Source organism: Mesorhizobium sp. B2-6-1 (assembly GCF_006440475.1).
GTDB lineage: Bacteria > Pseudomonadota > Alphaproteobacteria > Rhizobiales > Rhizobiaceae > Mesorhizobium.
Genome location: NZ_VFUH01000004.1, coordinates 330,893 through 344,011, shown reverse-complemented (window position 1 = coordinate 344,011; position 13,119 = coordinate 330,893). Strand labels below are relative to the sequence as shown.

General features: G+C 63.4%; 10 protein-coding genes. 5 read left to right on the top strand and 5 right to left on the bottom strand.

Going from position 1 to position 13,119, the window contains the following annotated elements:
• The 4 genes from FJ443_RS12005 (at position 1) to FJ443_RS11990 (ending at position 5,210) form a co-directional block, all read left to right on the top strand.
• The gene (locus FJ443_RS12005; RefSeq protein ID WP_140664164.1) at positions 1-2,196 is read left to right on the top strand and encodes a hydantoinase B/oxoprolinase family protein; all 2,196 of its coding nucleotides are present in this window, start codon (positions 1-3) and stop codon (positions 2,194-2,196) included.
• 5 nt (positions 2,197-2,201) lie between these two features.
• Complete coding sequence (locus FJ443_RS12000; RefSeq protein WP_140512904.1) at positions 2,202-2,717, top strand: acetone carboxylase subunit gamma; 516 nt, start codon at positions 2,202-2,204, stop codon at positions 2,715-2,717.
• 109 nt (positions 2,718-2,826) lie between these two features.
• Positions 2,827-3,654 carry an SDR family NAD(P)-dependent oxidoreductase gene (locus FJ443_RS11995; RefSeq protein ID WP_140559760.1) on the top strand — a complete coding sequence of 276 codons (828 nt, stop codon included), beginning with the start codon at positions 2,827-2,829 and terminating at the stop codon, positions 3,652-3,654.
• Positions 3,655-3,908: 254 nt separating this feature from the next.
• On the top strand, positions 3,909-5,210 hold the full coding sequence (locus FJ443_RS11990; protein ID WP_140664161.1) for an O-antigen ligase: 1,302 nt from the start codon (positions 3,909-3,911) through the stop codon (positions 5,208-5,210).
• Positions 5,211-5,428: 218 nt separating this feature from the next.
• Here FJ443_RS11990 and FJ443_RS11985 read toward each other — a convergent pair whose 3' ends face one another.
• Together FJ443_RS11985 and FJ443_RS11980 are read right to left on the bottom strand one after the other, a co-directional pair.
• Positions 5,429-6,694, bottom strand: coding sequence for a polysaccharide biosynthesis/export family protein (locus tag FJ443_RS11985; protein WP_181165291.1), 1,266 nt, complete (start codon positions 6,692-6,694; stop codon positions 5,429-5,431).
• A 110-nt stretch (positions 6,695-6,804) separates the two neighbouring features.
• Positions 6,805-7,482 (bottom strand): sugar transferase, encoded by a 678-nt coding sequence (locus FJ443_RS11980; RefSeq protein ID WP_140497203.1) that lies wholly within the window; start codon positions 7,480-7,482, stop codon positions 6,805-6,807.
• Positions 7,483-8,082: 600 nt separating this feature from the next.
• Between FJ443_RS11980 and FJ443_RS11975 the strand changes: the two genes are divergently transcribed.
• A complete protein-coding gene (locus FJ443_RS11975; RefSeq protein ID WP_140512914.1) occupies positions 8,083-8,358 on the top strand; it encodes an exopolysaccharide production repressor exox in 276 nt (91 codons plus the stop codon).
• Between the two features lie 17 nt (positions 8,359-8,375).
• On the opposite strand, the gene FJ443_RS11970 is transcribed toward FJ443_RS11975, so the two are convergent.
• From FJ443_RS11970 to FJ443_RS11960, 3 genes are read right to left on the bottom strand one after another with little or no spacing between them, the layout of a single operon-like run.
• A complete protein-coding gene (locus FJ443_RS11970; RefSeq protein WP_140559757.1) occupies positions 8,376-10,220 on the bottom strand; it encodes an ABC transporter ATP-binding protein in 1,845 nt (614 codons plus the stop codon).
• Positions 10,221-10,241: 21 nt separating this feature from the next.
• Positions 10,242-11,213: a serine kinase gene (locus FJ443_RS11965; RefSeq protein WP_140664158.1), complete on the bottom strand. Its 972-nt coding sequence runs from the start codon at positions 11,211-11,213 to the stop codon at positions 10,242-10,244.
• Entirely contained in the window at positions 11,210-13,117 is a 1,908-nt protein-coding gene (locus FJ443_RS11960; protein WP_140512920.1) for a lasso peptide isopeptide bond-forming cyclase, read from the bottom strand. Before FJ443_RS11960 ends, FJ443_RS11965 begins: the two co-directional genes overlap by 4 nt.
• Positions 13,118-13,119 lie beyond the last annotated feature (2 nt).

Here is a 13,119-nt window from a genome sequence, read left to right as displayed (position 1 = left end):
ATGCTGGACAAACCCGCCTCCGCCCTGCGCCTCCGCGAGCGGCTGATCGAATCCGAACGGCTCATGGACGAGACCGGCTGCTATGACGGCATTACCGATCTCGAACTGCGCAACCAGGATCCGCTGAAATTCGAGACGCTGCACACCAAGCTGCGCGCCTACTGCGTCTCGGCGCGCGAGATGGCGCGTCGCATCTCGGCTTCGCCCGGCGTGCGCGAGGTCGGCGAGATGGTCGTCGCCATCTACACGCCCGAGGGCGACGCGATCGCGCTCTCCAACGGCATCATGGTGCATGTGCACACGATGAGCCGCTTCATCAAATGGATGATCAGACAGGGCTACGAGGAAAATCCCCGCATCGTCGACGGCGACATCTTCGCCAACAACGACGCCTTCATCGGCACGGTGCAGGTGCCCGACGTGATGGACGTGGTGCCGATCTTCCACTCGGGCAAGCTCGTCGGCTGGGCCGGCGCCGTCTGCCATGAGCTGGAGGCCGGCGGCATCACGCCGGGCGGCGACGTGGCGCTGGCCCAGGAGCGCTTCACCGAAGGCCTGTTCGTCTGTGCCGAAAAAGTCGGCCAGAACGACGAACTGCGGCGCGACTACGTGATCCGCTGCGAGCGCAATCTGCGCATGCCCATCTACTGGGTGCTGGACGAGAAGGCCAAGGTCGCCTCCTGCATCGACATGCGCGAAAGCGTCAAGGCGCTGATCGACGAGATCGGCCTCGACTACTGGATGAAGGTGTCCAAGGAATTCATCGAGGAGGGCCGCCGCGCGCAACTCGCCCGCACGCGGCAACTGACCGTTCCCGGCATCTATCGGGGGCATACTTTTTACGGTCACGTCACCAAGGGCAAGCCGGGCTACCAGCCGCTCGGCGACCCCGACTGGCTCTACAACATTCCGATCGAAATGGAGATCACCACGGGCGGCAAGATCATCATGGATTTCGAGGGCACGCAGCCCTGGGGCTACCATTCCATGAACTGCACGCCGGCCGGCATGGATGGCGGCATGTTCGTGACGCTGACCCAGCACATGAATTTCGAAGGCCTGGTCAATGACGGCGCCTGGATGGCAACGGAGCTCAAGCTGCCGCATGGCACCTGGACCAATCCCGACAATGAGATGGTGGCCACCGCCACGTCCTGGGCGCTGCTCTTGCCGGCTTATGGCGTCTTCCAGCGGCTCCTGTCGAGATCATTCATCGCCCGCGGCTTCGTCGAGGAGGCCTTCGTCGGCCAGGTCAACAGCCCGATGATCGAGATGGGGGGAACCAGCCAGTACGGCACGCTGTTCGGCATGGCGCATTTCGAATGCGCGGCCGCCGGTTCCGGCGCGCTTGCCATCAAGGACGGGCTGGACACCGCCTATGTCGGCTGGAACCCTGAATCCGACATGGGCAACATCGAGATCTGGGAACAGAACATGCCGATGGTCTATATCGGCCGCTCGATCGTTGCCAATTCCGGCGGCGCCGGCAAATATCGCGGCGGCTGCGCCTTCCTGTCGACCTGGCTGGTCAGCAAGACCGACCATCTCCGGCTGGTCACCTCGGAACACTCCTCGCGCGTCTTCGACAATGGCGGGCTCTGCGGCGGCTATCCGGCGCCGACCTGCCAGAAACACCGTGCGGTGCGCGACAGCAACATCTTCGAGCTCGCACAAAAGGGCGCGCCGCTGGCGCACCATACCGGCACCAATCCTTATCGTTCCGAACTCGAGGTCCGGCTCGAAGGCCAGCACGTGACGATGGAAGGGCCCTATATCACCGCGCCCCACAAAACCGGCGACGTGTTCACCCATTCCTACAATGGCGGTGGCGGCTATGGCGACGTGCTGGAGCGCGACCCGCTCAAGACGGCATCGGACGTCGAGAACGGCTATCTCACCAGGGAAGCTGCCGAGAATGTCTTCGGGATCGTGCTTGACGAGGACGAGGACGGCTATCCCGTCGGCAATCTCGAAGCCACCAAGCGCCACCGCGCCGAGATGCGGTCGCGCCGGCTCGCTCGGGCCAGGCCGGTCTCGGAGTGGATGGCCAAGGAGCGCGAGCGGGTGAAGGCGGCCGATTTCGCGCCCGAGGTGAAGAAGATGTATGCCAGCGCCATCAAGCTTTCGCCGCGCTTCACCAGGGATTTTTCAAGCTTCTGGGATGTCGATGCCAAATCGACCTTCGGCGTGGAGTAGGGACCATGACCTCATACAGCAAGGAAGTCATCGCCGATCTGGTCGCGGGCACCCTGCCTTGGCCGCAGACGCGCCGCGTCATGAGCGCCTACAAGGACGACGACCGGTTCTTCAAATATGTCGCGGTTTTGCAGGACCGTGTCGGCTGGAGCGATCCGATACTGCTCCCTGTTGGCGACCACCTCTTCATCTGCCAGAGCGGCGATGAGCGGGTAACCCGTTGCGAATGCGGCCATTCCTTCGGCGACTACCGCAAGAACTGGAAGCTGAAGGCTTCGATCATCGTGCGCGACAGCGAGGAGGCGCTGCGCGAGATCTATCCCAACAGCGACCTGCCGGATCCCGAATGGATGGAAATCCGCGAGTTCATCTGTCCGCAATGCGGCACGCTGCACGAGGTCGAGGCCGCGGCGCCGGGTTATCCCATCGTCCATGATTTCGAACCCGACCTGGAAGGTTTCTACCGCGATTGGCTGGGCAAGCCGCTGGAGCCGCTGGAGCCGATGGACAAGGAAAGCTGATGGCAAGGACACAAGTTTCGTCACCGGCTCCGAAGGTTATGTTGGCCTATGAAGTTCAGATACTCTCGGGACTGATGGACCGTCCCGTGCCGCGCGGAGGCCATGCCCGATGACAAACCTTTCCGGCCGCGGCGCAATCGTCACCGGTGGCTTCTCCGGAATGGGCCTGGCGATTGCCACGACATTGGCGCAGGCCGGCGCCAATGTCGCCGTCGGCTCCTATGTCGCACCTGGCGGCGTGGAGAGATCCGACGCCGCCTACTATCCCGGCGCCGACGAGATAGAGCGCGTGCGTTCGGCTCTCGGCGCGCATGGAACGAGGATTTACGCCGCCCATCTCGATGTGCGCGACAGCGGCGTGACGAACCGTTTCGCGGCCGACGCCGAGGCGGCGGTGGGTCCTGTCGACATCCTGGTCAACGCCGCCGGCACCACGGCCGAGCAGCCGGTCTGCGGCCATTCCGACGCGCTGTGGGACAAGATCGTCGACACCAATCTCACCGGCGCCTTCCGCGCCACCCGCGCTGTGCTGCCCGGCATGATCGAGCGCGGCTGGGGCCGCATCGTCAACATCGGCTCGACCGCCGCCTCGGTCGGCTGGAAGGACAATCCCGCTTACTGCGCCTCCAAGGCCGGTCTCCTCGGCCTCACCCGTTGCGTGGCGCTCGAAGGGGCGGCGCATGGCGTCACCTGCGTCATGATCAGCCCGACCTGGGTCGAGACCGAACTGATGCGCCGCAACGTGGCGCAGGTCGTCGAGCGCGAGGGCAAGGGCCGCACGGCCGAGGACGCGATGGCCGAGATCGCCAGGGGCAACCCGCAGCAGCGCATTCTCCAGCCGCAGGAGATCGCGGCGCTGGCCGTGTTCCTCTGCTCGGATATGGCCAAGGGCATCACCATGGAAAACATACAGGTCACCGGCGGAGCACTTTGGTAGCGCACACGGCTGGCTGCGGCCTCGATGGAGAGGCCGGTAATGGAAAGAGAAGTCCGATCCCGTCCGGGCGTGTCCCGGACTTGATCTCTCGGCGCTCGCCTGTCTGTAAGACAAGGTGACCGGATTTGCCATTGAGCGCAGGGCGCGATAGGTTATATTGCACTGCACAATGGAGATGCCGTCGATTGCACCCTTCTTACGGAGATGCCTGCCGGCTACGCGGCGGTCCGGGGTAGGCTCGGCGAGAACCTGAGATGAAGATTCCAAAGTCCTTGCTGGTCGATCCCGAGAGGAACTCGGTCTACGGCAGTTTTGCCGTTGCCGTCTCGGTCTGGGCATTCTCCTACTCCGTCATATTCGGCCAGGTGCTGATCCTGGCCTATTATGCGGTGTGGCTGCCCCTCATCATGGTCGATTACAGGCGGTTCCTGCGGCATCTGTCCAGCGCCTGGCTGCCATTGTCGTTCGCGGCCTATGTATGCTTCTCCGTCTTCTGGTCGGACGCTCCCGGCATCACCGCGAGAACGGCCGTCCAGTACTTCTCCCACATCGCCTGCGCCTATGTCGCGGCGCGCGCCGTTAGCGTGCGGACCCTGACGATAGGCGCCCTGGTCGGCATATTCGTCGTCCTGCTCTACTCTCTCAAGGTCGGGGCCTATTCCGAGGACGTCCTCGACGGCACTTATAATTTCGTCGGCGCCTTCGCCTCCAAGAACCAGATCGGCTTCGTCGCCTCGCTCGGTATCTATTTCAGCGTCGTCTTCATCGCCTTCCTCAGGCACGGCCGGCTAAGCCTGTTCCTGACCGTGCCGGTGGTGCTTTTGTCGGCCTATCTGCTGGTCATCTCGCATTCGGCCACCTCGATGGCCTCGACACCGGCGGTGCTGGCGCTGGTGATGCTGCTTGCCATGAGCAAGGTGCTGTCGCGACGCTACCGCCGGGTGATCTTCCTGGTCGGCACAGGCATGCTGGTCGTCGCTATCCTTGTGGCGCTGAATCTTGGCCTCATGGACTTCGTCCTCGGCCTGTTCGGCAAGGATTCGACGCTCACCGGGCGCACCTATCTGTGGGAGCAGGGCTGGAACGCCGCGCAGAGGGCGCCCATGCTCGGCGTCGGCTATGCCGCATACTGGGTCCAGGGTTTTGCCGAGGCCGAGCGCCTGTGGAACGAGTTCTACATCACCACCCGCACCGGCTTCCACTTCCACAACACCTACATCGAAGCCCTTGTCGAACTCGGCTTCGTCGGGGCGACGCTGGTTTCGCTGGTCATCCTGCGCACGCTTTACGGCCATGTCTCGGCGGTCGCGTTCGGAACATGGCGGGCGGATTCGGTCGTTCTAGCCGGCGTCATGGTGCTGCTCCTGATCCGCTCCTTCGTCGAGGTCGAGATCCTCAACCCCTACATCATGGGTTCCTTCCTGATGTATTTCAGCTTCTTCAAGCTGGCGCGACTGCCCGTTGCCCGTCCTCGCCTGTCTGCGGCAAGGATCGAAGAGGCAAATGCCGCCAGAGGCTGGAGCGGCCCCGAGCCTGGCATCGACGCGGCTCGATGAGTGCGGATCGGTTTCCTGTTGGGCTTGCGTCAAGACAAGGCGATAGAGCGCTGGCGATTCGCTCAAACGCCGCCCCGCTCCAGGGTGATTTCAGGAAAAGTGTGTACCGGGAAGAGCGCGCAGCGCTTTCCGTCCGGAATTGCGCAAAAACAAAGGGATAGAGCAGCTCACCGTTTTCGTGAACGGTGAGCTGCTCTTATCTCCGGCCGTTCGACCACTTACTGGCTGGGCATTGGCGCCAGCTTGACCTTGATCACATCGCCCGGCAACACGGGGGTGTCTTCCTTGACCGCAATCTCGCTCGTCTTGCCGTCGGCAGCGCGCAGCAGTGAATAGATCAGGGTGGGCTCTTCGTTGGTTGCGCTGGCGGCCACGGTGGCGGGATCGGTGGCCTGGGCCATCAATCCTTTCTGCATGTTGACCCTCAGCGCGGCCTCGTTCAGGTCGGCTTCGGTCTGCTGCCGGTCGGCGGCGAGGCTCGAGCTCAGCGTGTTCTGGGCATCGATGGCATCCTGCGTTGCCTTGCTGATCGCTTGCTTGGCGGTGAGGATGGCCGTTTCGTAGTCCAGGATCTTGCCCTGAAGGTCGGTGACGGACTGCTGCGAATCCAACAGTCTTGCGTTGGCGACCAGGCCTTTCTGGGCCAGCGGACCGATGCTGGTGAGTTGCTGCTGCGCCAGGTCGACCTGCTTCTGCTGGTTGACGATCTTCTTCTGCAGCGATTCGATCTCGGCCTGCAGGACCCCTTTCAGGTCGCTGAGCGCCTCGAGCTTCAGCTTCAGCGCCTTCTGGTCAGCCGTGAGGATCGTCATCTCGTCCGCGACGATGGCTTGCAGTCTCGGATCGCCCTCGACCTCCTTCGGCACGTCGAAGCTGGACTTGCCCGCAAGGTCGGCATCGATGCGCGCGCGCTTGACGATCAGTCGAACGCGCTGATCGTCATATATGTCGAAATTGCCTTTGGCGGTGACCAGGTCCTTGCCGAGCTGCGGGCCGTAGTCGGCGCTTCGCCGGATGCCGCCCGCGATGCTGACCGCCTTCAGCACCGTAAGATCGGGCACATAGGGGAATTGGCCGGGGTTCTGCACCTCGCCCGAAATATAGAACGGCCGGAACTGCGCCATTTCGACCGATGCCTCGGGCCGGTCCGACAAGGCGAGCTTGTGCTGCAGCGCCTCGCCGATCGCCGCCGCGACTTCGGCCGTTGTCTTGCCGGATGCCGGCAGCTCGCCGACGAAAGGCACCGACAGCATTCCGGCCGGCCCGACCGTGTATACGCCATTCACCGCCGACCAGTCGCGGAACGTGCCTTCGACGGTCTGCCACTCCGCGATACGGATGGTGAGCTTGTCTTGCGATCCGAGATGGTACTCGTCGGCAAGGGCGATCCGAGGCAGGGCGAGCGACAGGGCCAGGCAGCTGGCCACGAGCCGCAAACGCCGCGAGCGGCCCGAATGCGGGCCGCTGCAAAAAACTTCGAACATGTCTATCTTCAACTGAATGTTCCGATCCGCTTTGGCCCCACCAGCCCGATGAGCCTGCGCCCGATGCCTGCCGGGAGAAATCTCCCGCGTGCGATCCGGTTCGCGACCGCTCAGTAGCAGCCGCGCGACATCCAGACAGCCGGAACTGTCTTGATGATGATGCGAATATCCTCAAAAAGTGACCAATTCTCGACATAGTGGCGATCGAACGCGACGCGGCTGTCATAGGAGACGTCGTTGCGGCCGCTGACCTGCCACAGGCCGGTCAGGCCGGGGCGGGACTTCAGGTAATACACGGCGGCGCTGCCATAGATCTCCAGTTCGTCGCGCACGACCGGGCGAGGTCCGACAAGGCTCATGTCGCCCTGAAGAATGTTGATGACCTGCGGCAACTCATCGAGACTGAGTTTCCTCAGGACCGCGCCGACCCGGGTGACTCGCGGATCGTTCTTCAGCTTGCGGGTGGCTATCCATTCCGCCTTGGCTTCCGGATTGGCCGCCAGATAGGCAGCCAGCACCCTTTCGCCGTCCGGCACCATGGTGCGGAACTTGAGACAAGGGAAAACCCGTCCGCCACGCCCGATTCGCCGGTGACCGTAAAAAATCGATCCGCCATCGGAGAATTTGACGAGCAGCGCTATCATCACGAACAGCGGGCTGAGAGCGATCAGGGCGGCCAGTGAACCGGCAATATCGAAACTGCGCTTGATAAGGCCGCCGATCGGCGGTGGAAAATCGACGCCAGCCTGCGAAAACTCCGCTGTGGCCGACTTGGCAACATCCCTCATGCCAAAACTCCATGCGTTGACCGGATGGTTTACGGCACGATATCAAAAAAATGTTGCAGCGCAACACACAATTTCCCGCACCTTTGAAATAGTCACGTCATGAATTGACTAAATAATAAGCGTGCCCTGCACAAATTTCGGAATATTTAGCACATTTATGACAATAAATGGGCATAGCCGGAAAAATAGAGGCGCTTTTGGGGCAACTTCTAGGCGGGGCGTTCTTTATGCCCTTGAATGGAGCTCGTTGGTGCTTTAGCGCGGCACGATATTCGGTGGTATTCATATAAAATACTATTCAATATTGTAGATTCTACTGAAAAACACCAAAGAGCCGAAGTTGCGCGTAATCCCGTCGTGTGCGTTGCAGCATGAGCGAGTCGAGCGCAAAAGCTCACCTAAAAATAAATGCAGTTGCCCTTGCGGCCTTTTGCTCGCCTTAATAGAATTGCAAATTATACCTGTCAAAGTGGCGACAGGTTGAAAGGCCGGAAGCAACCGGCCGGGAGCGGGCGACTTAACAAGCCCGCATGACAAGGGACGACGCTCGGGTGGGGCAATGATTGGAATATACCCGGGCCGGTTTGTGGGCTGTTGGGTATGTCGCTTCCAAAATTCATCGTTGGGATGATTTTCGCTCTTGCGATCGTCGTTGGCTGGTCATGGCTGGGCGGCGCTTCAATAGGCACGACGCTGCTGCGCGTCATCATCTGTGCCGTGGTCATCCAGGCGGGCTACTTCGTGCTCGTCTATGCCATGATCGTCAAAAGCGCGCCGACGCCGGCCGACAGGACACGCGAGGCCGAAAGAAAGCTGAGTTCGGCCGAGGTGGCCGAGGGTGAAAAGCTCGGCGGCGCCGGGCGAAGCCTTCACTGACCCAGACCGGGCTGGCCTCAGGCCACGTCGGCGGGTTCGGACTGAGATTGTTCGCCCGAAAGCATCCGGGACAACCGGCTTCCTGCTTTCGCCTTCAGCCGCCGATATTGCCCGGCCTCGACGACACGGCCGTTTTCCATCGCCACCACCCAGTCGGCAAAGGCGATCATCGATGGCCGGTGCGCGATGGTCAGGATCGTCATCGAGCCGCGCAGCCCGTCGATCGATTGCGCGATCAGCGCCTGGTTTTGCCAGTCGAGCGCGCTGGTCGCCTCATCGAGGATGAGCAGCGACGGCTTGCGCAGCAAGGCGCGCGCCAGCGCGATCCGCTGGCGCTCGCCGCCCGACAACCGCACGCCGCGGTCGCCGACCACCGTTTCGAGCTTGAGGTCGAGCCGTTCGACGAATTCGGCCGCATGGGCCGATCGCAATGCGGCCCACAGTTCATCGTCGCTTGCTTGCTGTGCGGCCAGGCGCAGGTTCGCCGCGATCGTGTCGTGCAGGAGAAACACGTCCTGCGGCACGTAGGCGACCTGGTCGCGCCAGCCCCGGCGATTGGCGGCGTCGATCTCGACGCCATCGACGAGGATCGTGCCGGCTGTCGGCTCGAGCAGGCCGAGCAGCATGTCGGCGATCGTGCTCTTGCCTGATCCCGAAGGGCCGATAAGGGCGGTGACCTTGCCGGCCGGAAGGCCGAAGGTGATGTCGCTCACCACCGTCTTGGCGGCGCCGTCCTCGTAGGCGAAGGAGACGCCGCGAACATTCAGTCCGAAATCGAGCGACAGCTTTCGAGCGTCCTCGATCCCGGCATGGCCAGGTTCCCGCTCGGCGTCGAAACGCATCTGCAGGCTGCGCATCGCGGCATAGGCGGGCAGGTTGATCAGGACCTGCTGCGCTTGCGTCTGCATGTCCATGAAGCGCGGCGCGATGCGCATGAAGACCAGCAGCAGCACCACGATCTCGGCCAGTGAGAGGTCGAAGCGAACCAGCGCCACATAGATGAACAGGCTCAAGCCGATCACGCTCGCCACCTGGAACAGGGCGGTGCCGGTCGAGCTGTTGCGCACATAGGCGATGTTGTCGGCCTTCATCCTTTCGAGTGTCGCCTGCAACTGCGCGAAATAGGTCGCCTCGATGTTCAGGCTCTTGGCCACCTTGATGCCGCCGAGGAATTCCGAGACCGTCCGGTATTGATCCTGCCGGTTGGTGGTCAGGACCTGGCCAAAGGCGGTCGCCCGCGACCGGAATGGCCGCAGCGCGAGGAACATCAGGATGCCAATGACCACGGCGAACAGCGTCATGACCGGCGAAATGAACATGGAGATCACGAGATAGCCGGCCAGAAGCACGGCGATCTGCACCAGCATCAGCAGCGAGAAGGCCGCGCCCTGGACGCGGTCTATGTCCCCGGTCAGCGCATGGTCGAGGTCGGAGCCGCGCATGCGCGTGAAGACGCCCCACCGTGCCTTGCCGATGCTTTCGAACAGGTTCATGCGCAGGCGGTTGATGAAATCGAAGAGAAGCCTGGCCATGTAGACCGACTTGAAGCGGTTGAAGGCGGCCTGCAGCGCGACCAGCGCCACCAGCATGCACAGCATCGTGGTCAGCTTCAGCGTGCCGTCCGGCACCAGCCAACGCATGAAATCATTGTCGGGCAGCTTGATCGCGAAGTCCTGGCCGGAGCGTCCGACCAGCTGCAACAGCGGAACCAGCAACAGGATGGAGATGCCTTCGGTCAGGCTGCCCAGGATCAGGAAGAGCAGCGCCGTCCAGGCCCGCCGCCCGCCTATCTGGGCGATAACGGCGCCGAACCCGGCGATTTCCCGAAACAATGACGGGCGAAGGAGCGATGATTTCGACATCTCCTGCTATCCCTGTTCCTGCTATCCCTGTCCGGCCATCAGGTCATGCTCGACGAGGCTCACGACCTCGCCGATCCTGTCGAGCCCCGTCGGCACTTCGAGCCTGCACACGCCGACGCGATCGGCGAGCCGTGCGCAATGCCCGAGATGCGCCGCCGCGAAATCGCCGACCAGGGCGGCGCGGCCGAAACGCGTGACATATGAAAATCTGATCACGGCCGGCAAAGCGGCGATGCCGGGCATGGGCGAGATCTCAGCCTTTTGGCCGCGCTCGAGAATATAGATGCAGGTCGCCGGAACCCTGTCGCGCGAAAACGCCCCGTGCAATCGGTGCTGGGCCTTGTTGATAGCCGGATGCACCTGCGGCCGCACTTGTGCCCCTTCGAGCGAAATCGCGGCAGCCGCGTCGGCCGCCAGCTTGATCTGGGGAAAACCCGGCACGATCATCGGCTCGTCCGGATGGCTGAGATCGAGCGCCACGACGTCATCGGTAAGCAGTTCGTGTCCGGCACGGATCATGGCGCTTGCCGTCGTCGATTTGCCGGCGCCCTTGTCGCCCATGAAGATGGCGCTTTTGCCGGCAATCGCGACGGCGCTGGCATGCAGCACGAGCAGGCCGCGCTGGTGCAGGATGAGCGCCATCACCGGTCCCAGCAGCGGGAACGCGATCAGCGCGTCGTCGATGCCGGGCGCCGGCTCGACCTCGATGCGGCAGGCGTCGCTGATCAGGAACGCGGCGACAGCGTGCCATGCCAGATATTGCCGATCCGGTTCGAAGCGGAAAATGGTCGCGGCCTCGGGCGAAGGCTTCGGCATATCGATCGCGCCGACGCTGATCACGATATCCGCCGCTGCGGGTTCGGCCGGCTCCAGTTCTGGCAATGTCACCTCGGAAGCGATGGTCAGGCCGTAGGCTCGATAAAAACGGCGCTGTCCGCGCGGCCAGCCTTGCGCGCGCGGGCGGAGGGCCAGCGGCTCGTTCAACGGCGTCATGCGGCACTCCCGGCACGCTGCACCTGCCGCAGCCACAGCGACAGCGACGCCGAGCGCCAGACATACTGGACGTCGAGCGGCGCCGGCCGGTCGGGCCGACTGAGCAGCCGGGCATAGGCAGCCTTCACGGCCGGCAGGTTGATATAGGGCTCGATGCGGCCGGCGTCCGGGCCGAGCACCTGTTCCAGGAGGTCGCGGTGGTTGCGCAGCATGCCGTTGACGAGATTGCCGGTGAAATCGATCTTGTCGCGCCGCCACTGGACCGCCGCCGGCAGCACGTCTTGCATGGCGCGGCGCAGCACGTAGCGGCCAAAACCGCGGCTGAGCTTCTCCTCGCCCGGCAATGCCAGGCAGAACTCGACCAGCGGCTTGTCCCAGAAGGGATAACGAGGTTCGACGCCGAAATTGGCGGCCGCCTTGTCGAGGACTTCGAAAGCATGCGGCACATAGCCGTTGGAAAGAATCCAGCGGTGGGTCAGCGCCTCGCTGGCGCTGACGTCGGGCGGCTTGTAGCCGGCTCGGTGAACCCGCTCGATGAGCTCGGTGCGGCCGGCAAGATCGGCATTGATCAGGTCGCGCCAGCTTCCGCCCTGGGCCGGCTTTCGCAGCCTGTGCAGGAGCCGGTTCGCGGCGTGCCTGAGCCTGGCCACGCGCCAGGCAGGCCCGTAGATGGTCAGGAACTGGAAATACATGCCGAGCATGCCGTCGCCATAGGTGTTGGAAGCGCTGCGGATCTCGCGCCACAGCTCCAGCCACTTGCCTGCATTGGCAAGCTCGTGCAGATGGCCGTGCCCCTGCGATACGACTTCGTCCCCGCCATGGCCGTCGAGAAGCACCTTGACGCCTTTGGCGCCCGCCGTCCTGTATACCTCCCGGGTGAGCGTAAGGCCCGGCGCCAGGAACGTTCCTTCCTGCTCTTCCAGCACCCGTTCGAATTCCGCGAACGGCGCGTAGTTGCCGACCGGGATCAGCGTGCCGTCGACGCGCCCTTGTTCCAGCACCGCGTCTATGAAGGGGGTTTCGTCCATCGCCGAACCGCGTTCGAAAACCAGCGAAAAGGTGGGCAGCCTCGGCTTTTCCTCGGACAGGTTTTGCCGGCCCGCCACGCAGGCGATCGAAGAGGAGTCCAGGCCGCCGCTCAGCATGGCCCCGACCGCCGCGCTTCCGCGCATGCGGTTGCGCACGGACTGCGAGAAGAGGTGGGCGAATTCCTCGGCGGCGTCCGGCCGCATAGGCCGCGACGACGGCTCGATCTGCCAGTATCGCTGCAGCGTCACGCGCTGCCCCGTCACAGTGAGGCTGTGGCGCGCCGGCAGGCGGAAAATATCGGTATAAGGCGTCGCTTGCGGATCGTCTGGCAGCCCTGCCAGGAAACCCGAGATCTGATGTTCGCTGAGGCGGGCGCCGGCCCCGGTGACGCCAAGGATCGGGCCGATCTCGGAGGCAAAGACAAAGCGCTGCCCGTCCGCGTGATAGTAGAACGGTTTGACGCCGAAATGATCGCGCGCGCAAAACAGCACCTGCCGCTCGGCATCCCAGATGGCGAAGGCGAAATCGCCTTGCAGGTGCACGGGACAGGCTTCGCCCCAGCGTAAATAGGCCCGCATCAGGAGCACGGCGTCGGCAACCGATGCGTCGCGGACGCCGAGCCGTGCCGTCAGCTCGTCGCGATTGTCCAGGCGGCAATCCGCGGTGACGGCCAGTTTGCCGCCCGCCATCGTCAGCGGGCCGGGGCCGGCTTCATCGGTCGTGTTGAGCCAGGCGTGGCCGAGCGCGACAGCCTTGTCGGTCCACCACGAACTGCCGTCGCGGGCGCGATGACGCATGCGGGCCAGCATGCGCTGGATATCGGCTGCGGACTCCGGCGCCTCGTGCCCGTGCAGGATACCGGCCACGCCGCTCATCG

Bases quoted from the DNA above. Each gene is read 5' to 3' on its own strand.
- FJ443_RS11990 (WP_140664161.1), top strand. From the start codon at position 3,909: ATGAAGATTCCAAAGTCCTTGCTGGTCGATCCCGAGAGGAACTCGGTC.
- FJ443_RS11995 (WP_140559760.1), top strand. From the start codon at position 2,827: ATGACAAACCTTTCCGGCCGCGGCGCAATCGTCACCGGTGGCTTCTCC.
- FJ443_RS11970 (WP_140559757.1), bottom strand. From the start codon at position 10,220: ATGTCGAAATCATCGCTCCTTCGCCCGTCATTGTTTCGGGAAATCGCC.
- FJ443_RS11975 (WP_140512914.1), top strand. From the start codon at position 8,083: ATGTCGCTTCCAAAATTCATCGTTGGGATGATTTTCGCTCTTGCGATC.
- FJ443_RS11960 (WP_140512920.1), bottom strand. From the start codon at position 13,117: ATGAGCGGCGTGGCCGGTATCCTGCACGGGCACGAGGCGCCGGAGTCC.
- FJ443_RS11980 (WP_140497203.1), bottom strand. From the start codon at position 7,482: ATGAGGGATGTTGCCAAGTCGGCCACAGCGGAGTTTTCGCAGGCTGGC.
- FJ443_RS12000 (WP_140512904.1), top strand. From the start codon at position 2,202: ATGACCTCATACAGCAAGGAAGTCATCGCCGATCTGGTCGCGGGCACC.
- FJ443_RS11965 (WP_140664158.1), bottom strand. From the start codon at position 11,213: ATGACGCCGTTGAACGAGCCGCTGGCCCTCCGCCCGCGCGCGCAAGGC.
- FJ443_RS12005 (WP_140664164.1), top strand. From the start codon at position 1: ATGCTGGACAAACCCGCCTCCGCCCTGCGCCTCCGCGAGCGGCTGATC.
- FJ443_RS11985 (WP_181165291.1), bottom strand. From the start codon at position 6,694: ATGTTCGAAGTTTTTTGCAGCGGCCCGCATTCGGGCCGCTCGCGGCGT.